Annotated in this window: 20 protein-coding genes; 9 read left to right on the top strand and 11 right to left on the bottom strand. The window is 55.6% G+C overall.

Annotated elements, in window-relative coordinates; genetic code table 11:
• The first annotated feature begins 13 nt into the window (after nt 1–13).
• Nucleotides 14–670 carry an ABC transporter ATP-binding protein gene (locus tag B1C80_RS05870; protein ID WP_077920147.1) on the top strand — a complete coding sequence of 219 codons (657 nt, stop codon included), beginning with the start codon at nt 14–16 and terminating at the stop codon, nt 668–670.
• 247 nt (nt 671–917) lie between these two features.
• On the opposite strand, the gene B1C80_RS05865 is transcribed toward B1C80_RS05870, so the two are convergent.
• Nucleotides 918–1,517, bottom strand: coding sequence for a GNAT family N-acetyltransferase (locus B1C80_RS05865; protein ID WP_077920146.1), 600 nt, complete (start codon nt 1,515–1,517; stop codon nt 918–920).
• A 194-nt stretch (nt 1,518–1,711) separates the two neighbouring features.
• On the opposite strand from B1C80_RS05865, the gene B1C80_RS05860 reads away from it, so the two are divergent.
• Nucleotides 1,712–2,092, top strand: a complete 381-nt coding sequence (locus B1C80_RS05860; protein WP_077920145.1) for a hypothetical protein — start codon at nt 1,712–1,714, stop codon at nt 2,090–2,092.
• 77 nt (nt 2,093–2,169) lie between these two features.
• Here B1C80_RS05860 and groL read toward each other — a convergent pair whose 3' ends face one another.
• Together groL and groES are read right to left on the bottom strand one after the other, a co-directional pair.
• A complete protein-coding gene (gene groL, locus B1C80_RS05855) occupies nt 2,170–3,810 on the bottom strand; it encodes a chaperonin GroEL (RefSeq protein ID WP_077920144.1) in 1,641 nt (546 codons plus the stop codon).
• Between the two features lie 112 nt (nt 3,811–3,922).
• Nucleotides 3,923–4,219, bottom strand: coding sequence for a co-chaperone GroES (gene groES / locus B1C80_RS05850; protein WP_077920143.1), 297 nt, complete (start codon nt 4,217–4,219; stop codon nt 3,923–3,925).
• A gap of 264 nt (nt 4,220–4,483) precedes the next feature.
• Here groES and B1C80_RS05845 point away from each other — a divergent pair, with 264 nt between their 5' ends.
• Nucleotides 4,484–5,197, top strand: a complete 714-nt coding sequence (locus tag B1C80_RS05845) for a hypothetical protein (RefSeq protein ID WP_077920142.1) — start codon at nt 4,484–4,486, stop codon at nt 5,195–5,197.
• A gap of 89 nt (nt 5,198–5,286) precedes the next feature.
• Here B1C80_RS05845 and secG read toward each other — a convergent pair whose 3' ends face one another.
• From secG to B1C80_RS05815, 6 genes are all read right to left on the bottom strand, one after another.
• Nucleotides 5,287–5,682, bottom strand: coding sequence for a preprotein translocase subunit SecG (gene secG, locus B1C80_RS05840; RefSeq protein WP_077920141.1), 396 nt, complete (start codon nt 5,680–5,682; stop codon nt 5,287–5,289).
• Between the two features lie 52 nt (nt 5,683–5,734).
• Nucleotides 5,735–6,571, bottom strand: coding sequence for a hypothetical protein (locus tag B1C80_RS05835; protein WP_077920140.1), 837 nt, complete (start codon nt 6,569–6,571; stop codon nt 5,735–5,737).
• Between the two features lie 84 nt (nt 6,572–6,655).
• Nucleotides 6,656–7,228: an LPS assembly lipoprotein LptE gene (gene lptE / locus B1C80_RS05830; RefSeq protein ID WP_369822682.1), complete on the bottom strand. Its 573-nt coding sequence runs from the start codon at nt 7,226–7,228 to the stop codon at nt 6,656–6,658.
• A 4-nt stretch (nt 7,229–7,232) separates the two neighbouring features.
• The gene (locus B1C80_RS05825) at nt 7,233–8,642 is read right to left on the bottom strand and encodes a sigma-54-dependent Fis family transcriptional regulator (RefSeq protein WP_077920138.1); all 1,410 of its coding nucleotides are present in this window, start codon (nt 8,640–8,642) and stop codon (nt 7,233–7,235) included.
• Nucleotides 8,643–8,726: 84 nt separating this feature from the next.
• A complete protein-coding gene (gene miaB, locus B1C80_RS05820; protein ID WP_077920137.1) occupies nt 8,727–10,172 on the bottom strand; it encodes a tRNA (N6-isopentenyl adenosine(37)-C2)-methylthiotransferase MiaB in 1,446 nt (481 codons plus the stop codon).
• Nucleotides 10,173–10,347: 175 nt separating this feature from the next.
• On the bottom strand, nt 10,348–13,023 hold the full coding sequence (locus B1C80_RS05815) for a BamA/TamA family outer membrane protein (protein WP_077920136.1): 2,676 nt from the start codon (nt 13,021–13,023) through the stop codon (nt 10,348–10,350).
• Between B1C80_RS05815 and B1C80_RS05810 the strand changes: the two genes are divergently transcribed.
• Nucleotides 13,022–13,789, top strand: coding sequence for an RNA methyltransferase (locus B1C80_RS05810; RefSeq protein WP_077920135.1), 768 nt, complete (start codon nt 13,022–13,024; stop codon nt 13,787–13,789). The two genes, B1C80_RS05815 and B1C80_RS05810, sit on opposite strands and share 2 nt — an antisense overlap.
• On the opposite strand, the gene B1C80_RS05805 is transcribed toward B1C80_RS05810, so the two are convergent.
• Nucleotides 13,778–14,569 carry a queuosine precursor transporter gene (locus tag B1C80_RS05805; protein ID WP_077920134.1) on the bottom strand — a complete coding sequence of 264 codons (792 nt, stop codon included), beginning with the start codon at nt 14,567–14,569 and terminating at the stop codon, nt 13,778–13,780. The two genes, B1C80_RS05810 and B1C80_RS05805, sit on opposite strands and share 12 nt — an antisense overlap.
• Nucleotides 14,570–14,648: 79 nt before the next feature.
• On the bottom strand, nt 14,649–16,058 hold the full coding sequence (locus tag B1C80_RS05800; RefSeq protein ID WP_077920133.1) for a hypothetical protein: 1,410 nt from the start codon (nt 16,056–16,058) through the stop codon (nt 14,649–14,651).
• Between the two features lie 205 nt (nt 16,059–16,263).
• Here B1C80_RS05800 and rbfA point away from each other — a divergent pair, with 205 nt between their 5' ends.
• From rbfA to B1C80_RS05775, 5 genes are all read left to right on the top strand, one after another.
• Entirely contained in the window at nt 16,264–16,662 is a 399-nt protein-coding gene (gene rbfA, locus B1C80_RS05795; RefSeq protein ID WP_077920132.1) for a 30S ribosome-binding factor RbfA, read from the top strand.
• Nucleotides 16,663–16,747: 85 nt separating this feature from the next.
• A complete protein-coding gene (locus B1C80_RS05790) occupies nt 16,748–17,992 on the top strand; it encodes an FtsX-like permease family protein (RefSeq protein ID WP_077920131.1) in 1,245 nt (414 codons plus the stop codon).
• A 97-nt stretch (nt 17,993–18,089) separates the two neighbouring features.
• Complete coding sequence (locus B1C80_RS05785; RefSeq protein ID WP_077920130.1) at nt 18,090–18,824, top strand: HAD family hydrolase; 735 nt, start codon at nt 18,090–18,092, stop codon at nt 18,822–18,824.
• 51 nt (nt 18,825–18,875) lie between these two features.
• Nucleotides 18,876–20,021, top strand: coding sequence for a TIGR03364 family FAD-dependent oxidoreductase (locus tag B1C80_RS05780; protein WP_077920129.1), 1,146 nt, complete (start codon nt 18,876–18,878; stop codon nt 20,019–20,021).
• Nucleotides 20,022–20,180: 159 nt separating this feature from the next.
• A complete protein-coding gene (locus B1C80_RS05775; protein ID WP_139361593.1) occupies nt 20,181–23,513 on the top strand; it encodes a SusC/RagA family TonB-linked outer membrane protein in 3,333 nt (1,110 codons plus the stop codon).
• Nucleotides 23,514–23,526 lie beyond the last annotated feature (13 nt).

The raw sequence follows: 23,526 nt of genomic DNA, 5'->3' as shown, positions 1-23,526 counted from the left end.
ATCCTTCTCGCTAATGCCCCTGCTTCAAGCTTCTGATCTGCGCCGGAATTATGGCGAACTGCCCGTACTGAAAGGAATCAACCTGAGTATCGAATCTGGCGAAGTTGTTTCTATCGTAGGAGCGTCGGGCGCTGGTAAAACCACCCTGCTGCAAATTCTGGGCACCCTCGACCGGCCCGACACCGGTGAGCTGCATCTGGCAGACCAGAACGTCTTTTCGCTAAACGACCGGCAGCTGGCGCGTTTTCGGAACGAGAAAATCGGTTTCGTTTTTCAGTTTAACAATCTGCTGCCTGAGTTTAGCGCCCTCGAAAACGTTTGTCTGCCTGGTTTCATTGCCGGCAAAGACGAGCGCAGCGTTCGTGAACGAGCTTCGTCATTACTGGCTACCCTGGGGCTTAAGGATCGACAGCATCATTTTCCGTCGCAGTTGTCAGGGGGCGAGCAGCAGCGGGTGGCGGTGGCGCGGGCGCTCATTAATGAGCCAGCTATAGTTTTTGCTGATGAACCCAGCGGTAACCTGGATTCCCGAAATGCCGAAGATCTGCATCAGCTTTTCTTCCGCCTGCGCAATGAATTTGGCCAGACCTTTATTATCGTCACCCACAACGAGGCCCTTGCTGCTCTGGCTGACCGAACCATTACGATCCGGGACGGCGTGGTTGAATAAGTAAATATACTTACGAATTTATTAGCTATTTTCTGCACCAAAACGGACTTAATGATTGATTATTAGATGTTTATAAAAAAGTCAAAAAATTATTTTGGGAAAAAGAATCAATCTTGTTTATTTTTGTTCTATAATTGTGTCGAAAAGAAAAGTTTTTCATAACGTTGAGTAAATCAGAAAGCCAAGAGAGTGTCTCGCTTGGCTTTTTTGTTTTTACTACCCCACTACCAGACCGTCACTGATTTCACTAGTGACCCGCCGGCAGTCTTTGTTGCTGCTCGTATTCTTCCCTTAATAATCCGTACAGTTTTAGGTCATAATAGGCCTCATCTACGTGTGTACCCTGGCGCAGGGTTCCTTCGTGACAAAAACCCATCGACTGATACAGGGCCTCAGCGCGGATATTGAACGCCCGTACGTCTAGCCACAGGCGGTTGGCCTTATATCCATCAAATACCAGCTCCATAAGCCGGGCAAGTGTAGCCCGTCCATATCCCTGCCCTTTAGCCTGTATAACAAGCCGTTTTAGAAGTATGGCTTTATCTGGACTCTTTAAACCCGATAGAATGCAGTGACCTATCGGGGTTCCTTCGGTCAAGACTATAAAACACCCATAGTCTGGATCAGCTACTGCGTTATCGTATTGAGCATGTGCCCATTGACCCACGAATCGCCGGTTTTCAGGATGGTTTTCCAGGGCAATAGCGAACGGGATGGAGTCCCTGGAGAATGGTTGTAGAGAGATCATGGCTGTAAACCTTGTTGTTGTTTGTATGGTTGTTTTCCGGGCTTTACTGTCTTTCTGGCTCGGTACATTTTGCCGCTGATAAGCTGCATAAAAGCACATCAGTTGAATAGGTTACGAATATCTGTTTGGCGGTGTTGCTGGCTGTGTATAAACTACTTATAAAAAATGTTAATCACTAAAAGTCACCTTTCGGAACTACCGAATAATCAATTTGACTATTTGCGTACTATTAGGCAAGGTTTTTGTTTAATATTTGGCGACGATACACCTAAAAAAGTTAAACAAGAAATTTTATGAGAGGTCAGTCTGCCAAAAGACCATTGCCTATACCAGATATTGCTGAAATGGACTCCGTATTAGTGAGTTGGCTTGAAGAAGTTACTCTGTTCTATGTCCATTACAACATGATTTCAACTCTTCTTGCATCAAAAAGTGTGAAACAAGACTTAAACAAAGAAGAGGAGAAGCAAACCAGCCAGCATATCAGTCAACTGACCTCACTAGCCATTACTATGCAGAGCGAATTGGAGAAACTAGTACAGGAAATGGATCAGGCTGACGCGCTCCAGCAATCAAATGCCGCTATGAACCCCGGCAAACTGGTGCTGCATACAGAACACCTTCGGCAGATGAACCAACAGGCTAAAATGCGGATCGGGCATGTCAGTGTATAGGTACGACAGCGACTGATAGCTCATAAAAAAACCTCCCGTCTAAAGACAGGAGGTTTTTTTACGAATGGGACTGATGATTACATCATGCCGCCCATGCCGCCACCGTGCATACCGGCTCCACCGCCAGCAGCTGGTGCTTCATCAGGCTCATCGGCAATAACGCATTCGGTCGTCAGCAGCAGACCTGCAATCGAGGCCGCGTTCTCCAGTGCCAGACGGGTCACTTTCTTCGGGTCGATGATGCCGGCAGCAAACAGATCTTCGAAGGTGTCGTTTTTAGCGTTGTAGCCGAAACCGCCATCCCCTTCTTTCACCTTGTTCACTACCACCGAACCTTCACCACCAGCGTTGGCAACGATGGTACGCAGCGGAGATTCGAGGGCTACACGGATGATGTTCACCCCGGTTTTCTCGTCTTCGTTGATGGTGTTTACACCGTCCAGAGCCGAAATAGCGCGGATCAAGGCAATACCACCACCGGTTACGATACCTTCTTCTACTGCAGCGCGGGTGGCATGCAGCGCATCGTCAACGCGGTCTTTCTTTTCTTTCATCTCTACTTCGGTAGCCGCACCGATGTAAAGGATAGCTACGCCACCCGACAGCTTGGCCAGACGCTCCTGAAGCTTTTCACGATCGTAATCCGAAGTCGTGTTTTCAATCTGCGCTTTGATCTGGTTGACGCGGCCAGTGATATCTTCTTTCTGACCAACACCGTTTACGATGGTGGTGTTGTCTTTGTCGATCAGGACTTTTTCGCACTGACCCAGGTAGTCGATCGAAGCGTTCTCCAGTTTGAAACCGCGCTCTTCCGAAATAACCTGGCCACCGGTCAGGATAGCGATGTCTTCGAGCATAGCTTTCCGACGGTCGCCGAAGCCCGGCGCTTTAACGGCAGCCACTTTCAGGGCACCGCGGATTTTATTGACAACGAGGGTAGCCAGTGCTTCACCATCTACATCTTCGGCGATGATCAGCAGCGGACGACCTGTCTGAGCCACCTGCTCCAGAACGGGCAGCAGCTCTTTCATCGACGATACTTTTTTCTCCGAGATCAGGATGAACGGACGATCCAGTTCTGCTTCCATTTTCTCGGTGTTGGTAACGAAGTAGGGCGACAGGTAACCGCGGTCGAACTGCATACCTTCTACGGTTTTTACTTCCGTTTCGGTACCGCGCGCTTCTTCAACCGTGATAACGCCTTCTTTACCTACTTTCTTCATCGCTTCAGCGATCATCGTACCGATCTCTTCGTCGTGGTTGGCCGAGATGGTAGCCACCTGCTGAATTTTGCCGAAATCGTCGCCGACGGTCTGGGCCTGCTGAGCCAGGTTAGCCGTTACGGCCATAACCGCCTTGTCGATACCGCGCTTAAGGTCCATTGGGTTCGCACCAGCCGCTACGTTCTTGGCACCGATCGAGTAGATCGCCTGCGCCAGTACCGTGGCCGTGGTAGTCCCGTCACCAGCCGAATCGGCCGTTTTCGATGCTACTTCTTTAACCAGCTGAGCGCCCATGTTTTCCATGGCGTCTTTCAGCTCAATTTCTTTGGCTACCGTCACACCATCTTTGGTGATGGCAGGAGAGCCGAATTTCTTGTCAAGGATTACGTTCCGGCCTTTAGGTCCGAGGGTAACTTTTACGGCATCTGCCAGCGTATCGACGCCTTTTTTGATACGCTCGCGGGCTTCGGTATCGAAGAAAATTTTCTTAGCCATTGTTGTAAAATGATAAATTATGAATGATCAATGATGAACAACGGTATGAACAGCAAAGGGTGCCCAGGGCAAGCCACTCCGCGCTCATGCCTTATCACGCATCATTCTGTTTTTAAAGGATTGCGAAAATGTCCGATTCGCGCATGATGAGGTATTCTTTACCGTCAACGGTGATTTCCGTACCGGCATATTTGCCGTACAGAACCGTATCGCCAACTTGTACCGTCAGCGGCTCATCTTTTTTGCCTGCGCCAACGGCAACGACCGTACCACGCTGGGGTTTTTCCTTGGCCGTGTCAGGGATGATGATCCCGAACGAGGTTTTTTCTTCAGCCGGTGCGGCTTCTACCAGCACCCGGTCAGCCAGCGGTTTCACGTTCACTTTAACGCTTTCCTGTTCAGCTACCATAGTAATGAGTTGATTAAGGTTATTAACTGTTTGTGTAATGCATCACACAACCGCTCAGGCGGCTCTGCTTCCGGCCCGCCAATTACTGTGCCAAGACGCTAGTCTGTCAAAATTTCAGGGTTTTGTCTGACAGTCTGCCATTCGCCGATCTACCTCTATTCTCTTTGGCAGGAGAATCTCATTGGGCAAACAGAATTTGGCAGTTTGTGTCCAACTCATTATCTTAACTTTCTCATGCGCTGACAAAGCGATTTGTTTACGTCTATGAAAAAATTACAACCGGATTGGTTCACGCACAATTGGCTTGACGCAGAGTATCAGAAGTATGTCTTGTTGGCATATCTGCAGGCGGTCCAGCAGAATTTTATGGCCGATAAGCTCTGTCCTGACTTACCCGACTTACGTAACCATTACGAAGCCGGTGTTCGGTTTTCGAGGGGCAAAGGTACGCTTAATGCCGCCTTTCCCAAACGAGCAACGGGTATTACCGGCCCGCCCCCCCGAATTGAATACAAATCTGAGGTAACGGACGACGAATTCATGGCCGAGATCGATGCCACCCTGAATTTCGCCCTGCCGCGCCTACAATCTACCCTCACCGAGGGGCAACAACGATGGGCCGACATCGTGGCTACGCTAACCCTGGCGCCTATAGGACTGATGCCGCTACGGCCCGAAGAAGGATACCTGCTGCTCCACGCCACTAACCAGCCCGAAACGCATGTTTACTACTTTTCGGTGACGCTGTATTCGCAGCAGGAGCCGGGGGGGCGACTGGTGCAGTTCCGGTTCGTTGAAGCGATTCGGAAGAGCCTGGCTACCACCTTCGAAAGCATCAAGCTAGACCTGATCCGGCGGCATCGGCACCTGCCGAACCCGGCCACTTTCATGCTGGAAAGTAAGCGGACTTACCCCATTCAGGAAACGCTGTTGCCCATTGCGCGTCAGCTACTGGCTTCCCAGGTGGGACGGGCCTGAGCCGTCATACACACTTGCAATCAATTTGCTCAATCAAAAAAAGCCCTGACACGACGTCAGGGCTTTTTTTGGGGCCGATACCGGCTCTGTTATTTCTGGGGCGTCAGGGCCGAGGTCGACGCGCCGGGCGTTGCAGCGCCCGGAACTGCCTGGCTGGGGGCCGCGCCCTGGGTAGCGGGCGCTGGAGCCGCGGCTCCCGGCAGCGTTTGGGTTTGCGCCCGGTCAACGTTAACGCTGTTGACACCAGCTACTGCGTTGCGGTCAACAACAATGTAGGAAGCCAGCGAGAGAACCATGACGCCAATACCAAGGCCCCAGGTAATCTGTTCGAGGAGGTCCGTCGTTTTCTTGACGCCCATCAACTGGTTAGACCCTAAGCCACCGATTTCGCTGGTCAGTCCGCCCCCTTTCGAGTTCTGGATCAGTACCACCAGGATCAGCAGTACGGTGAGAATGCAAATGAAGACAATAAGTGCCGTTATCATGTAAAGAGTTTCTTAATTGGTTTAATGCGGTTTTCGGTGAACGACGACCCACTTAGTTGCCTGTTGCGTTCTGCGCGCTCTCTAATTCACCGATTTTTGCCGCAAAGTACGCTTTTTTCTCCGGATTTTTTGCCATCAGCTTCTCGTAGATTTCGCGGGCCTTGGCATATTTCCCCTGTTTCTCCAGAATTTTCGCAAAACTTTCTGTCACCAGGCCGCCTGCGCCACCAACCGGTTTGTTGCGTTTGGTCAAATCTTCCTGCTCCATCTGCTCACCGGGCCGGGTGCGGATCGGCGAGATACGCGGCTCGTTGCGGATGAAACTCTCGATCAGGTCGAGTTGACGCTGGCGCTCGATGTCTGCGGCCGACAGGGTCGGCTCGGCCGGTGCGGCTTCTGCAATCTGGGCCAGCTCGTTCTGCAGGTTGGTTTCGGCCAGCGTAGGGTCTTCGGGCGTCGGTACAGTGGCGGCTGGTTCCTCAACCGGTTGACCCGGCAAACGCAGCAGAGGCAGTTTAAGAAAGCTGTCGCTCAGGCCCGCCTTGGATTTAAACAGGGCGTAGCTTTCCTGCTGGTAATCGTCGGGAATCGGAACGTGTCTGGCCGAGAGCTCATTGAGCTTGGTCAGCAGATTTTCGGACCACTGAAATTCGTTGTCGATCAGTTTGCGCAGGGCATTCCGGCTGAGCGCATGGGCAGCTGCCTGCCGGATGAGCGGTACGGTCTGAGGCTTCAGGTGTACCGAAGCTGCCTTGGCGGTCAGGGTATGAAGCGACTGGCAGTAGGGATACTGTTGCAGGGTTTCCTGTAATTGTACGTAGTCGGTGGGGCTCAGGTCGTCGGGATGGGTGACCCAGTAGGAGAATGTTTCTTTGTCAAGAGGCTGCATACGGATGGGGGGCGTCGGGCTAGGCGAAAGTAAGGATGAATGATGAATAACGAATGATTTTATTGGTCAATTCATCATTCATCCTTACCAGTCGGCTGCCGTTTTATTGAATATATCGAGTACAATCTGGTCGAGGATTTTGGGTACCAGCCGGCTTTCGTTCTGACTAAGCGTCTGGTTCTGCGGAAAATCCTGGTAAAACGAGAACGACTGCTCAAAGTTTTTACTCTCGTCTTTGTTGTTGTAGAATCGGGCCAGCACCGTAATCTGCAGTCGGTTAACGCCGGCCTGGTCAGAAGCCGTCGGTGCTACGGCCAGCAGGTCGTATCCGGTAATGTTGCCTTCCAGCACCAGGTCACCGTTGCTGGGCAGCACTTTCAGGTTCGTGTAGCGCTGATAATACTCTTTGAGCTTTTCGTTGAACGTCAGGGGCAGGTTGGCCGGTCCGCCCGCCGTAGCCAGGGTGAAATTGTTGACCGTGACGGTCTTGATATCCGGCGATAGGGTTGTTCCCGTAAAAGAATAGATACTGCAGGATTGCATGACGACCGACGAAAGAAGCAGGCTGAACGACAACAGGACCCGCTTGAGCCACCTGGCCAGATCGATCGACGAATCGATTGTCGATTCGCTGGCACTGGCGGACTCCGTCATCATGGACTTACTCTTCATCAATTTCATACTGTTTGATTTTACGGTATAGGGTCCGCTCGGAGATACCCAGGGCCTGGGCCGCGTATTTGCGTTTGTTGTTATTTCGCCGGAGCGCTTTCAGGATCATTTCTTTCTCCTGCCGTTCGAGAGAAAGCGACTCGTCGTCTTCGGTTTCGTGGGTGACGTCTTCTATGGTTATATCGTTGACGTCGCCGTCTACATTGTCGAAAATCTGAACGGGCGGATGGCTGCCATAGGTTTCGGCGGGCGGGGGCGTTGGCCGGAATGACGAATCGACGGCCGGTCGGTTGCGGGGCGCGTCTGGCAGACCCAGGCCCGACTGAGCGGCTCCATTCAGGGCCGGCAGGTAGCGCGGGGCGTTACCATCGGCAGTTGGGTCGGCATCGGACGGAATGGAGTCGAACAGGTCGCGGTGGTTATGCAGAATCTGACGGCCGTCCTGTTCGTTACCCAGTACGTCGCGCACGAGCCGTTTCAGGTCGTTCATATCCCGACGCATATCGAACAATACTTTGTACAGCAGTTCGCGTTCCGAGAAGTTATCGCCCGCGGGGCCGCCGTTGCTCTGCGGAAACAGGGCCAGCGTGCGGCTGGGTTGCTGCGACTGGGGCAGGTATTTGCCCAGGACATCGGCCTCGATGGGCTTGTTCTGCTCCGACTCCAGAATCGATACCTGCTCGGCAATATTTTTCAGCTGGCGGATATTACCCGGAAACGGAAAGCTCATCAGCAACTGCTTGGCGCCTTCGGTCAGCTGCAGGGGCTTGATGCGGTAGCGTTCGGCAAAGTCGGTCGTGAACTTCCGGAACAGCAGTTCTATATCGCTGCCCCGTTCGCGCAGGGGGGGGACGTAGATCGGAACCGTGTTGAGCCGGTAATAGAGGTCTTCGCGAAACTTACCTTTGTCGACGGCGTCCATCAGGTTGACGTTGGTAGCCGCCACAACCCGTACGTCGGTCTTCTGCGTCTTTGACGAACCAACGCGGATAAACTCGCCATTTTCCAGCACACGCAGCAGGCGAGCCTGGGTGCCCAGCGGCATCTCACCGATTTCGTCGAGGAAGATGGTACCGCCGTTCGTTGTTTCGAAGTAGCCTTTGCGCGAATCGACGGCGCCGGTGAACGATCCTTTTTCGTGACCAAACAGCTCGGAGTCGATCGTTCCTTCGGGTATGGCTCCGCAGTTGATCGCTATGAACTGGCCGTGTTTCCGGGCGCTCAGGCTATGAATGATCTTGGAGAACGATTCTTTACCGCTACCGCTTTCGCCCGTTATCAATACGGTCAGGTCAGTGGCCGCTACCTGCATCGCCACGTTGATGGCGTAGTTGAGCGCCGGTGCATTGCCAATGATGCCGAAGCGTTGCTTGACCGACTGGATTTCCTGTTGATTCATAACTGTATCGAAAAATGACTACTGTAGCATGAAGACTGGATGCTGAAATGGATACCGCGCTCACTGTCCAGTCTTCATCATCCATTAGTCACTACTTACTTCGCCCCGCAGCGTAGCCGATGTACATTCGGTAATCAGCACGTTGATATACTGCCCTTTCTGGTACTGACCGCGCGGAAAAACGACCATTTTGTTCTGATCATTTCGACCGCAGAGCTCGGCGTCTGACCGTTTCGAGGGGCCTTCGATCAGCACCCGCTGTACCTGGCCGATGTGGCGCTGGTTCCGTTGGGCCGAGTGTTCCAGCTGCCGGGCAATGATTTCGTTCAGCCGCCGTTTTTTCACGTCTTCGGCAATGTCGTCGGCGTATTTTTTGGCGGCCAGCGTGCCGGGGCGCTCGGAGTAGGCAAACATGTAGGCGTAATCGTACCGGACATAGTCCATCAGCGACAGCGACTCCTGATGTTCTTCTTCGGTTTCGGTGCAGAAGCCCGAGATCATGTCGGTAGAGATGCCGCAGTCCGGCCCCAGAATTTCGCGGATCCGGTCAATCTTGCCGATGTACCAGGGGCGGTCGTACGTCCGGTTCATCAGCTTCAGCACCCGGCTGTTGCCGCTCTGGGCGGGCAGGTGAATGTACTTGCAGATGTTATCGTACCGGGCCATGGTGTACAGAACCTCATCGGTAATGTCTTTGGGGTGCGAGGTGCTGAACCGAATCCGGAGGTCGGGGTGGATCTGCGCTACCCGTTCGAGCAGGTTCGCAAACGTTACGGCCGACGCGGGCTGGGGAGCCGACTCCTCCGCTGGTTCGGTCCACTTGTAGCTATCGACGTTCTGGCCCAGGAGGGTAACTTCGCGGTAGCCCTGATCGAACAGATCCTGGCATTCGCGGACGATGCTATGCGGATCGCGACTCCGCTCACGACCACGGGTAAAGGGAACCACGCAGAAGCTGCACATATTGTCGCAGCCGCGCATGATGGATACGAAAGCTGTAACCCCGTTGGAGTTGAGCCGGATCGGAGCAATGTCGGCGTAGGTTTCTTCGCGCGACAGGAAAACGTTTACGGCTTTCTGACCCGACTCGGCTTCTTCGACCAGCTTCGGAATATCGCGATAGGCATCGGGACCGGCCACGATGTCAACGACTTTTTCTTCTTCGAGCAGTTTGGTTTTCAGCCGCTCGGCCATGCAGCCCAGCATACCGACCAGCAGTTCGGGTTTCTGGCGTTTCAGCCCGGTCAGGTGCTTGAGCCGGTTGCGTACCTTCTGCTCGGCATTGTCGCGAATGGCGCAGGTGTTAAGAAAGATGAGGTCGGCATCTTCGGCGGTTGAGGTCGTGGCAAAACCGGCGTTTCGCATGACGGCCGCTACAATCTCGCTATCGGCGAAATTCATCTGGCACCCGTAGCTTTCGATATACAGCCGTTTTTTACCAACGGCGAGTTCGTCTTCTGAGGTGCGCGGCTGGTCAATGCCTTCCTTATCAGCCGGTTGTAATATGGTCAGTTCGGGGATGAGCGTCATGTGAAGTCAATCGGTTAATTAACTGGCAGCCTGCGTGCCGCACCCGGTCTTTAGGCGGGGCCTGCTGTGTTTTTGGCCAGCTGAAGCCGCAAATTTACGAAGAAAACACCCGGCTTGCTGTCATTTTGGCAGAAAAAGCTGTTAAAAACTCCTAATAACCAAGACAGCCTGCTGGTTAAAAGGGGTACCCAATGCCGAAGTTGATGACCAGCGGGTTGGGCCCTTTGGAGAGTTTGCGGAGTGAGAATCTGGGCAGGATAAATCGATCGTCAACCGGCTGACCGTCGGTGTCGATATACTGTCGGGCCGGGTCCCACACTTTGATACCGCCATCGAGCCGGATGATGAAGAACGAAAAATCCAGCCGTAGCCCAACGCCCGTACCGACGGCAATTTGCGGAATGAACGAGTTGAGCCGAAACTCACCCCGTTCGGTGCCGCTGGTTATGCCCGGCAGTCGCCAGACGTTACCGGCGTCTATGAAGATGGCTCCGTCAATATCGGCCAACAGTTTGAACAACCGACCACGGAGCTCAGCGGATCCTTCGAGCAGAAAATCGCCGGGTTTTTCGAATGTGTATAAAAACTGGCCTTCCCGGCTGGGGTCAGGGTTTAGGGAGTTAGCCGCCGAGAAAAGTGGATACTCGCTGCCCGGCCCTAACCGGCGGGGTAACCAGGCTCTCACGCTGTTGCTACCTCCTGCAAAAAATAGCTTCTCATAGGGAGCCGTACGGCCCGGTCCGTAGCCTAATACAAGCCCGGTATTGATTCGGAACGCCAGGGTGGTTCGGGGGCGAAGTGGTATATAATACCGGTAATCGACGTTGAAACGCAGGTATTTGTAGTACTGCAAACCAGTGGAATCGGTTGGGCTAAAAAACCGTTCCAGCTGCTCGGGCTTAAACAGGTTCAGGGTTGTGCCCCCTGACTCGACAACCGTACGCAGGAAGTTTGCCCGTCGGTTCTGGCCGACAACGTTCGTATTGTAGGTGTAGGCAAAGCTGATTCCTGAGGCAAACGAGCGCCGGAAGCTCAGATAGAGCGTGCCCCCCTGAAAGGCGTTTGTATCAAGTTGTGCCTGAAACTGGCGGCTTATGTCGGCTTCGGTGCCGATGCCGGCGTTGATCAGGTTCACATCAGCGATCAGGAAGCTAAACTGTTTGGCAGGGCTGGTTTGCCAGTTGTAGGCCATGGTAGCCCGCAGCAGTGATCGCCTGAAATCGGGCCGTATGGTGTTGGTAAAGCCCAGACTAACCTGCGTTCGCGGATTATAGGCGCTGAATCCAAACCGAAGGCGACCCGGAAACAGGATTTGCGGAAAGGTGAGCGAGGTAGTTACGCCCAGCTCCTGTGCCCGGTAAACATCGCGCGTTGAACCGGTGGCTGCATTGGAGAATCCGGTTTGTGCCTCGAGGCCGTAGCGGAAGCTGGTTTCGAAGGTTTCGAGACCGCCGAAGAGGTTGCGCACCCGAAAGGTCAGGTTGGCAAACGGGCCCGGGGTGGTGGTCTGGGTCTGGTACAGCACAAACAAACCGCCCTCGAAGGTGTATTCGTACTTATCGAGGGGGGAGGCCGTAATCAGGGTTCGCAGCCGTCGGTTAGTGGTATCGGTGAAGTTGAGATTGACGAATTTGAACTGGTTCAGCAGGAAGAGCTGCCGCTGGGTTTCGCGGTAGTTAGTCTGGCTGTAGAGCGCCCCGGGCCGCATCCTGATTTTACTGTCGAGCAGGCGGGTCGAGATGCCCCGGCCGTTGAGCAGATACAGAACGCCATTGCGCCGAACCGTGTCGAGCGCCACACTACCCGGGGTCGATGCGCCGGGTGAGTCGGCGTTCGGGCTGATCTGAACGTCAACGTCGCCGATGCGGTAGACCGGATGGGCCGACTGCCCCGGCGGGTTCAGCACCTGAATATAGAGGTCGATGGCCCGTTGTACTGAATCTTCCTGCGGCACCCGAACAAACCGGCGGGTGGTATCGACATCGGTCGCGCGCACAAACTGCCGCGAAAAGGCATAGTAGCCCTGATCGCGCAGCTGCGACTCGATCCGGACCCGCTCGGCAGAGAGATTATCGAAGTCGAAGCGGGTGCCGGTTTGCAGGGGAGAGGCCGACAGGGATTGCCGCACCAGCGAGTCGACGCGCGGGTCGGCAATTTCGTAGGTGATGGTACGCAGGTAAAACGGTTCGTTCTCCGTAACGCTATAGCGAACCCGGATCTGTCGCCGGCGCAGGGTGTCGAGCCGATAAGCCGCCGTTGCGTTGAAAAACCCTTTGTTTTTCAGGTATTCCTGCATCTTCGCGGTGTTGGTCTGGGCGTCGGCTTCGGCAAAATAGCTGGGTGGCTCGCCCAGGTTGCGCATCAGCCAGTTGCCTTCTTCGGCTCGTACGCGAAGGCGCTTGAGCTGCCGGTCATACCGGCGGTTGAGTCGGCGTAGTTCGGCCGACGATTCGGTTCCGGCGCTGTTGATCTGCTGGCTTTGCTGCTCAAATTCGTTAGTTTTGGCCTGAAACGCCTGTACGGCGGCTTCGCGGTTGTACCGGCGCTGGCCAAGCTGATAAAACCAGAGGGGCGGGGTAACCGGAAGTCCCAGTATGCGCCGGTTGGGTTTTTGCGGAATCAGACTTTCCAGCTCATCGGCCGGAATGGTGCGGCTGCCGCGAACCGTCTGAGCCGTCAGCAGGTACTCGCCGGTTCGCAGCTGTTTGGAACTCAGGCAACCGGATAAACCAATGCTTATCGAATAGTAGAGGAGGTAGACCGAATAACGACGCCAGAGCGCAGTACCCTGTGCCAACTTTTGTCGATCGATATGATGAATACGCTGCTCACTATCCACTCGCTGCTTCATGCTGTCAAAAAGTCAATCGTCATTCATTCGGTCGCTGCACCAGAAAAAATACCGGCAGCAACATAGCGCATTCCTGGTCGAAGGGGCCAAGAGCGTGCAGGAAGTGCTGCTGTCCGATTTCCATACGGAACTGGTGGTGGCTACCGAAGGCTTCTACAAAGAAAACGTCCAGCTGACAGACCGCCAACGAACACCCGTCGAAATCGCGTCGGTGGCCGAACTCGAGCGGGTCGGTACGCTCGAAAGCAACAACGCGGCCCTGGCTGTGGTCAGAACGAAAGAAAACCGCCCCTTAGTAGCCCAGGCCGGCGAAATAGCGTTAATTCTCGATGATATTCGGGATCCTGGTAACCTGGGCACGATTCTGCGCATTGCCGACTGGTACGGCGTTCGTAAAATTCTTTGCTCCGACACGACGGCCGACGTCTATAACCCGAAGGTTATCTCGGCCAGCAAGGGATCGTTTACGCGGGTATCGTGGTGGTACGGCGATCTGACATCGTTTCTGGAAACAACCGTCCTGCCGGCACAGGTATCCGTCTACGGCGCTTTTCTGGACGGCGCCGATGTGCATACGCTGCCGTTCGGGTCGGGAGGCTACCTGGTCATGGGCAATGAATCGAACGGCATACGGGCGGAGGTAGGGCGGTTTGTGACGAACCGGGTTACGATTCCGCGCTATGGCGATGCCGAATCGCTGAACGTCGGCATCGCTACGGCGGTGTTGCTCGATAACTGGCGACGAAGCCAGCCCCTACATAAATGAACTCATGGCCGACTCGTTGGCCAGCTCTTCGGCATGTTCTTTACCGAGGTACCGATCGATGACGTAGTGGGCGATGTACAGAACCGGGGTCAGCAGGACGGCGGTGGTCGCTTTGTAGAGGTAGTTGATGATGCCTACCGCAATGACCTGCGCCAGTGACCAGTTGCCGAACACATAAAACGCGATTCCCAGTACTACGAACGAGTCGACGAGCTGCGACACCAGTGTAGAGCCGGTAGCCCGCAGCCAGATTTTGCGGCTCCCGGTGATCTTCCGCAGATACTGAAACACCGACGCATCGAGAATCTGCCCGATCAGAAAAGCCGTCAGCGACCCGATGATGATGCCCAGGCCCTGCCGGAAAATCATCTGAAAGGCGTTGTTGATGTTGATGGGGTTTCCGGCCCCGTCTTTGGCGTTGACATCGAGCCAGAACTGAGCCGGGGGCAGCGTTGTCACGGCATAGATAATCAGGAAGCTATACGCCACAAAGCCTGCCGTCAGGAACGAAATCCGCCGAACGCCCGCCTTGCCGAAGTATTCGTTGATGATGTCAGAGGTGACGAAAACGAACGGCCAGATCACGGCGCCCGCGGTGAGGTTGAAATCCAGAATGAAGTCGCCGAAGAGGTGAATCTGAGCGGGTTGGGTGCCCAGGAGGGTTTCGCCCGAGAATATTTTGACGCCGATGATCTCGGCAATGAGCGCGTTTGTCAGGAAAACGGCACTCAGAAAAATATACAGATTGGTGCGCTTGTTGGTAAACGAGTAGGAAGGCATGGGTAGCTGGGGTTGCGGTTGGGGCCGGTTGTTAGCTAACGGCCATCGTCAGCCAGCAGCCGAATACTACAAACCTATTTTATTTTCGCTTATATACGCCAGCCGTTGCCGTTTTTTCGTACCGTTCGGCCAGGGCGGGGGCGCGCTGGAACAGCTTCTCTACCACGTTTTCGCGGTCAATGATGTAATCGGGCGGGTCTTTCCGAAAATGGTCGAAGACGTTGATCACGGCTTCGTAATTATCCAGGTTGCGCAGGTCGTACTTGGCCAGGTCCCAGTTGAGGTAGGGGGTGGCGGGTCGGTTATACTGGTAGGCGCTCAGGTCTTCGCCGATGATCAGCAGCCGCTGGTTACGGATCGTAGCCGTCAGGGGCGATGTCCGGACCTGTAACTTGCTGAGCCGCCCAAAATCGGACCCCGGCACAAGGCCCAGCGCGCCCTGGTAAAACAACAGCAGAATAAGCCCAAAAGCGGAGATGAACCCCACTTCGGCCAGCCATTGTTTCCGGACGTTTTCGAAGTAGAAAACGGCGAAATAAGCCATCGGAGGCACAAAGCTCAGAAAGGCCATCGGCGCCAGAAAAGGCATCAGCGCAATGGTCAGTACGGCTACGCCAAACCAGAGCACCATGATCTGCTGAATCCGCTGCTGTACGTTGACATACCGACTGCTGGTGTTGAACAGGCTCAGAAAACCCAGCACACCCAGCCCGAGCGGAATCAGCAGCGACGCCACCAGCGACTGGTAGTCAGACAGCGAATACTGGCGCACCCGAAAGACTGACGACAGCAGGTTGCGGTTGAAATCGTCGAAACTATCGCTCAGGTAATAAAACAGAATCGTAACCGCCAGCGGAAACAGAAACCCAAACAGCGACAGCGAGTGTTGCCGGAAGGTAGCCCCCGTATACAGCAGCATCGACATGGCCGCCCAGATGATGAACAGGGCCGACGGCAGGTAAAAGAGCGCGGCTATGCCGATGTAAAAACCGACCTCGAACACTTCATCGGTAGCCCCGCGCCGATCCATCTGCTTGACGAGCGTACCCAGTGCCAGCAGCAGAAAACTGGTCGACATCAGCACCGGCGACAGGGTCAGGCAGTCGAACGACAGGTGCAGAAACAGCATGTATACCAGACCAGGCCAGAACGAGCGGTCGGAGTAGAAGTCGCGCACGTTGGTCAGGTAATTGACGTATACAATCTGAAATACCGACACGAGCGTGGCCGCTACGTGCAAAGAGGTAGCCGATCGGCCAAAGAGGGCGTTCAACCCCCAGTAAACAGCTGCCGATAAGGGGCTCACACTGTCCCAGATATCGCGGTAGAGCAGGTGCCCCTGGTTCATCTGCTCACCAACGAGGAGCCAGTTTAACTCCGGAATGAGCAGCGGAAAGGGATGAAGCAGAAGCGGCAGCCGGATCAGCACCAATAGGCCCAGCAGACTGACGTATTGATAGGGGTAATATGAACGAAAAAAACGAAGCAAAGCCAGTATTGGGTAACGGTGGTCAGGGCGAAATTACGGTCAATTTCGGCAGAACGGAAAAAGCGTCGGATATTTGCGCGAATGGCCACCCCAATGCCGATCTTACGGTCCAGGCGACCGGTAACCGGAACGGGGCGAGGCCTGCATTAACAAAGTCAGTCCGCCGGGGTTAAACCGACTGGATAGTGACTCAACCACAGATGATATGGAATCGAAACGACAGCAGAAAGTTGCCCGCCAGTTGCAGAAAGATTTGAGCGAAATTTTCCAGCGCGAGGTACCGCACCTGTTCAACGGACCATCCAGTCCAGGGGGCTTTATAACCGTGACCAACGTGCGGGTGTCGCCCGATCTGAGCGTAGCCCGTATCTACCTGAGCTTTCTGGCCACCAAAAACAGGAATGAATTGCTGGACCTGATCCAGGAAAAAGGCAAAGTAATTCGGCAACACCTCGGCGACCGGGTGCGGCACCAGCTCCGCATTGTGCCCGAACTACATTTCTTTCTGGACGACACCGCCGAATACGCCGACAAAATGGATAAACTCTTCGCCGGCCTGGAGATACCCCCCGCCCCGGCCGAGGATGACGACGATACTAATTGAGTAAATGAGTACATGGTGATTGAGCGATTCAACCGATCGCCATGCAATCTCACCGCGCACTTGTTTACTCATTCACTACGTAAGCATGAACCTCCCTGCCTGGATCGCCCGCCGGTACTTTTTTTCGCGTAAGAAACGCAGCTTCATCAGCTGGCTGTCGATATTGTCGATGCTGGGGGTGGGCGTGGGTACCATGGCGCTCATCATCGTTTTGTCGGTGTTTAACGGGATGGAAGAACTGAACCGGCAGCTCTTCCGCAACTTCGAAGCCGACATGACCATACTGCCCGCTGAAGGAAAGCGGTTCGTTGCCTCGTCGGCGCTCCTGTCGCAGCTCCGCCAAACGCCTGGTGTCAGCTTCATCAGCGCGGTGGCGCAGGATAATGCGCTGGCCCGCTACCGCGCCAGTGGGTCAACAGACGGGCAGGCGGTGGTACAGCTGAAGGGGGTAGACGATAATTATACCCAGCGCAGCCAGCTCGACTCAACCCTGATTCAGGGGCAGCTGGTGCTGCGTCGGGACGATGTCAACTATGCCGTTGTGGCCGAAGGAATACGCAACGACCTGAGCATTTCGCCGGTCGATATTCTTACCCCGCTCGAGATCCTGTATCCGCAGAGTGGCCAGACGCTGAGCGCCATCAACCCGAACGCGTTTAACCGGGAAGCGCTGACGGTAGGGGGGGTGTTCTATATCGAAGTACCCAATTACAATAATGTGGTGCTGGCGCCAATCAGCGTGGCGCGGGCCCTGTTCGGCTACGAGCCCAATGAGGTAACGAGTCTGGAAATTCAGCTGCGGCCGGGCACCGATGAGGAGGCTGCCAAACAGGCCCTGGAAGCCGTTGTCAGCAAAGCCGCTCCAGCCGTTCAACTGACCGTTCAGAGCCGCGACGACCTCAATCGGGATCTGTACCGGGCCATCCGGGTCGAGAAACTCTTTGTGGCGCTGACCTTATCGTTCATTATTCTGGTGGCGTCGATCAACATCTTTTTCTCCCTGTCGATGCTGGTCATCGAAAAAAAGCAGGACATTGGAATTATGTTCGCCATGGGAGCTACGTCGGGTATGATACGGCGGATCTTCCTGACCGAAGGCGCCATCATTGCGCTGACCGGAGCCATTACGGGGCTGGTGCTGGGCATCGTAATCTGTCTGCTGCAGCAGCAATACGGGTTTGTCAGTATGGGAACGCCCAGTTCTATCGTGGATGCGTACCCGGTCCGGCTCGATCTGATCGATGTTGTCCTGACGGGGGGGCTGGTTGTTCTGATGACTATTCTGACCTCCTGGTTCCCGGCGCAGCGCGCAGCCCGGTATATGGCCTAAGAATTTCTTTATTTGTTAATGGACTCACCAACAGCATGTATCGATTCTTTGCGTTGCTTTACCGCTCTTTCCCTAACTGACGTAACCGATTTGACCGATGCAACCAATTGAATTAGTGGTTTTTGACATGGCCGGCACAACCGTTACCGACCACCACGAAGTAGAGCGGTGCTTTGCGCTGGCAGCCGCTGAAACGGGTTTGTTCGTTACCGACGAACGGATTCTGGCCATGCAGGGGCTGGCCAAACGGTACGTCTTCGAAACGCTCTGGAAAGAACAGCTGGGCGATGTGCACCCCGACGTGAACCACCAGGTCGATGTGTCGTACGCGGCTTTCCGGGGTATTCTGGAGAACCACTACGCCACCAACGGTGCCACGCCTACCGAAGGCTGTCTCGATACCTTCGCCTATCTGCACGAGCGCGGCATCGCCATAGCGCTGACAACAGGCTTTTATCGCACCGTAACCGACATCATCCTGGACAAGCTGGGCTGGCTCGACGGCCTCGATCAGGATCGCGTCGGTAGCCGGGATAGCCTGATCCAGCTGTCCATCGCCAGCGACGAGGTAGAGCGGGGGCGTCCCTACCCGTACATGATCGAGCGGGCTATGGCCACGCTGGGCGTAACGAACCCGAAGGCCGTCATCAACATTGGCGATACCCCGTCCGATCTGCTGTCTGGCCGGGCCGCCGGGGTAGGCCTCAACCTCGGTATCACCAACGGAACCCACACGCAGGAGCAGCTGGAGACCTATCCGCACGACCTTCTGCTGGCTTCGCTGGTCGATCTGCCCCAGCTGGTAGACAGCCGCTACTTTGTTGTCAGCTAACCCGTCGGTCCGAACCTTATCGGCCGGGCCGCTTCTCTGAACCGTTTATCCATGTACGATCTTATCATTGTCGGTGCCGGTGCACTGGGGACGTTTCATGCCTATCATGCCGCCAAAGCCGGGCTGCGGGTGCTGTTACTCGAGAAAGACCGCTACCCGATGGGCGCCACCGTTCGGAACTTCGGCCAGGCGGTACCGTCGGGACTGGCGGGTCGCTGGTTCGATTATGGCCGTCGGAGCCTGGAGATCTACCGCGACATTCAGGCGCAAACCGAGCTGACGGTGCGGGCCAATGGCTCCGTCTACCTGGCTTCGGACGCCGATGAATGGACGCTGGTGAACGAGCTGCACGACCGGTATCAGCAACTTGGCTATACCAGCGAGCTGCTCAGTCAGGCGCAGTGTCTGGATAGGCACCCGGTCCTGCAGGCAGACTACGTACGGGGTGGGCTCTACTTCCCGCAGGAGTTGAGTCTCGAACCGGAACAGATGATTCACCGGCTCATCGCCTTTATCCAGCAGAAGTACGGCGTAACGTACCAGTCGGGGGCGGCCGTGATCGACTGCCAGTCCAACTACAACGGAGCTATCATTACCCTCAGCAACCGGGAGCGGTACCAGGCCAGCCGGGTGCTGATCTGCTCCGGACACGAGGTGCGGCTGCTGTTTCCGGAGGTGCTGGCCGAGGCTGGTCTGGTGGTCAGCAAGCTGCAGATGCTGCTGGCCGAGCCGGTGGCGGGTCTGTCGCTGCCGGGTAATATCCTGACGGGGCTGACCATTCGGCGGTACGAGTCGTTCCAGCAGTGTCCATCCTACGCGTCGATCGCTACGCCCCCCCAGCTGGCCGCGCTGAAAGAATGGGGTATCCATATCCTGTTCAAGCAGGCCGTCGACGGGTCGATCATCATCGGCGACTCGCACGAATACGCCGACGCGACCCGGGCCGAAGACCTGGGCTATCATACGCAGGACTTTATCAACGAACTCATGCTGGCCGAAGCCCGGCGTATTGTCCGCTTTCCGATAACGGTTCGAAAAACCTGGGCCGGTTTCTACAGCCAGACCCCCGATGAGATCTTCGACTACCCGGTCGACGAGAATATCCGGATCATTACGGGCATTGGCGGCAAAGGAATGAGCTCGGGCGCTGGCTTCGCCGAAGAAACCGTTCGGCAGTGGCTGAACGTCAGCGTGTAGCCGGGCTCTGGGGCAAGCAGGCTAAGCCTATGGAGCTGTTATTTTATTGTGATCATCCGGCTTTTCTGTTCATAAAGGATTGATAATCAGGAAATATTAGCGTAACAGTGCTGACATACATTTGCGGCTGGTACTTACTCGAGACTAACCTGCACATGTATGAAATCAACCTGTTTACCTTCTTTAACGCCCCCGTTGCCCGGTTTGCGCCGACTCTGGGTGGCGTTCTTTTTTTGTCTGCTGTCGGGGCTGGAGGCTACCGCACAATCCATTACCGGGCGGGTCAGCTCGGCCGATGACAACCAGCCACTGCCGGGGGTATCGATTGTCATAAAAGGCACCACGACGGGCACCACCACCGGAGCCGACGGGCGGTACACCCTCACGGTGCCGGGTCCTAACCGTACCCTGACGTTTTCGTTCATCGGCTACGAGTCGCAGGAGGTGGCGGTCGGTAACCGGTCAACGGTCGATGTGTTGCTGAAGGGCGATGCCCAGACGCTTGGCGAAGTGGTAGTAACGGCCCTCGGTATCCAGCGCGAAAAGAAAGCCCTGGGTTATGCCACTCAGGAGATTCAGGGCAGTGCGCTGACTATAGCTCGCGAAACCAACGTGACCAACCAGCTGGCTGGTAAAGTGGCGGGGGTTACGGTAGTGGGTAGCCCATCGGGCATTGGCGGCTCGGCGCGGGTCACGATCCGGGGCGAGCGCTCGGTCGATCTCAACAAAAACCAGCCGCTGTACGTCATTGATGGGGTGCCGATCTCGAACGGGCTCACCAGCGGGTCGGGCCGTAACAACCTCGAAGTAGACTTCGGCAACGGCGCCAGCTTCGTCAACCCCGACGACATCGAGTCGATCAACGTGCTGAAGGGAGCGGCTGCGTCGGCGCTCTACGGCGCGCGGGCGGCCAACGGGGTAATCGTGATCAAGACCAAATCAGGCCGCGGCAGTAAAGGCATCGGGGTCGAGATCAATACGAACCAGACCTTCGAAACGCCCCTCGTGCTACCTGAATACCAGAACGTATACGGACAGGGAAACGCCAATGGGGGCGACTTCGCCTTTGTCAACGGGGGCGGAGCCGGCCTGACCGACGGAACCGACGAAGCCTGGGGACCTGCCTTCTCGCTCAACAAAAGCTATCCTCAGTACAACTCACCTCGCACGCTCAACGGCCAGCCCATTCCGTTCCGGGGGGGCGACCTGAACGCACCGGCGGGTAGCGTCATTACGCCCACGGCCTGGGTACCCGAAACCGATAACCTGAAGAAGTTTCTGCAGACGGGCCATACCAACACGACCAACGTGGCCGTAACGGGTAGCAACGAATCCGGCAATTTCCGGCTGGCGCATACGCTCCTGAACCAGACCGGTATCGTGCCGAATACCGATCTGAAACGCTACACGACCTCGCTGAGCGGGGGGTATAACTTCACCCCCAAATTTTCGGCCAACGCGTTCGTTAGCTACATCAAGGGCGAAAGCGGCAACCGCCCATCGATCAGCTACGGTACCGAAAGTATCATGTATCTCTTCAACTGCTGGCTGCCGCCCTCGGTGCAGCTCGAGCCGATGAAGGACCTCTGGATGCGGGGTCTCGAAGGAACCCGGCAGTTCAGCTGGAATTACAACTACCACGACAACCCCTACCTGACGGTTTACGAAAATACGAATGGACAACTGTATGACCGCGTGATCGGCAATGCCTCGCTGAAGTACGATCTGACCCCCTGGCTGAGCGTTCAGGGCCGTACGGCCATCGACTACAGCAGCGAAAAACGCGAATACCGGCGGGCGTTCAGCACCCAGCGGTTCCCGTTTGGGCAGTACCGCGATTCGCGCATCATTACCGAAGAACGCAACACCGACTTTCTGTTTACGGCCAACAAAGAGTTCAATGAAAACTGGACCCTGTCGGGTACCTTCGGCGGCAACCAGCTGCGGCAGAAATCGGATTTCCTGGAGAGCAATGCCGGTCAGCTGAACATTCCCGGTATCTACAACCTGACCAACTCGCGGGTGCCACTGCAGGTGGCGCAGAGCCTGGTTGGCAAGCGGGTAAACTCGCTCTACGGGTCGGCGCAGCTGGCGTTTCGGAATTACCTGTTCCTCGAGCTGACGGCCCGCAACGACTGGTCGAGCGCGCTGACGCTGCCCGAGTATGCCCGGGCGCTGGGTACCCAGGACAACTCTTACTTTTACCCCTCCGCTGCGCTCAGCGCCGTGTTGAGCGAGATGATTGCCCTGCCGCAGTCGATCTCCTTCCTGAAGGCCCGCGTCAACTACGCATCGGTAGGTAATGACACGGACCCATTCACCTTTACCCAGGCGTACAACCCCAGCGACCCGTTCGGCAACAGCCAGGTATACGGCGAAACCGACCGCCTGGCCAATTTCAACCTCAAACCCGAAATCAGCAACTCGTTCGAAGGTGGTGTGGAACTGAAACTATTCAAACGCCGGGTGGGGCTGGATGTGTCGTATTACCTGACCAACACCCGCAACCAGATTCTGAACATTCCGCTATCGATCACCAGTGGCTATAACAGCCGGGCTATCAACGCCGGTCTGATCCGCAACAGTGGGGTAGAGGTGGCGCTGAACCTGGTGCCGGTCGAGCTGCCTAACAGCCTGCGCTGGGGTGTCGATTTCAACTTCTCGGCCAACCGCAGCAAGGTTATCTCGCTCTCTGACAATATTCAGAACTTCGTGATGGCCAGCCGCCGGGTCAGCATCGAAGCCCGCGTGGGTGAGCGCATGGGCGATATGTACGGAATCGGGTTTGCCCGGGTGCAGAACAGCGACCCAACGAAGCCGTACTACGACGCATCGGGCCAGTACGTGGGGCAGATGGTCTACCGCGACGGGCGGCCGGTGGCTACCACCGAACGCATCAAGCTGGGTAACTACAACCCTGATTTTCTGCTGGGCATCAACAATAGCCTGAGCTACCGGAACCTGCGGCTGAGCTTCCTGTTCGACATCCGCCAGGGTGGTAAACTGTATTCCGAGACCCAGACCGTCGGTCGTGAGGGCGGTATCATCATCGAGACCCTGGAAGGCCGCGCCAATGGCTATGACCTGAGCCTGCCCGGCAACGGCGTCATTGGGCAGGGCGCCAAAATCGTTACCAATGCCGATGGGTCAACCACCTTTGCTCCGAACGACGTGAAGCTGAACTCGCGGCAGTGGCACACGGCCTGGACCGGCGGGCGCAACATTGCCGAAGGGGTCATGTACGACGCTTCGTTCGCCAAGCTCCGCGAAGTACAGCTGGGCTTCAGCATTCCCGATCGAATCTGGGGTCGGGTGCCGCTGCGGGGGGTAACGTTTACGCTGGTTGGTCGTAACCTGGCCGTGTGGTCCAAAGTGCCGCATGTCGATCCGGAAACCCTGTCCTATTCGGGCGGCACGGCCCTGCCCGGTATCGAATACATGGCCATTCCGTCGAGCCGCAGTTTCGGGTTCAACCTGGGGCTGAAACTCTAACCGTCTCTGTCCA

Origin of the sequence: Spirosoma sp. 209 (genome assembly GCF_002006735.1) — a bacterium.
In the GTDB taxonomy this organism is placed as follows: domain Bacteria; phylum Bacteroidota; class Bacteroidia; order Cytophagales; family Spirosomataceae; genus Spirosoma; species Spirosoma sordidisoli.
This window is presented reverse-complemented; position numbering and strand designations above follow the sequence as displayed.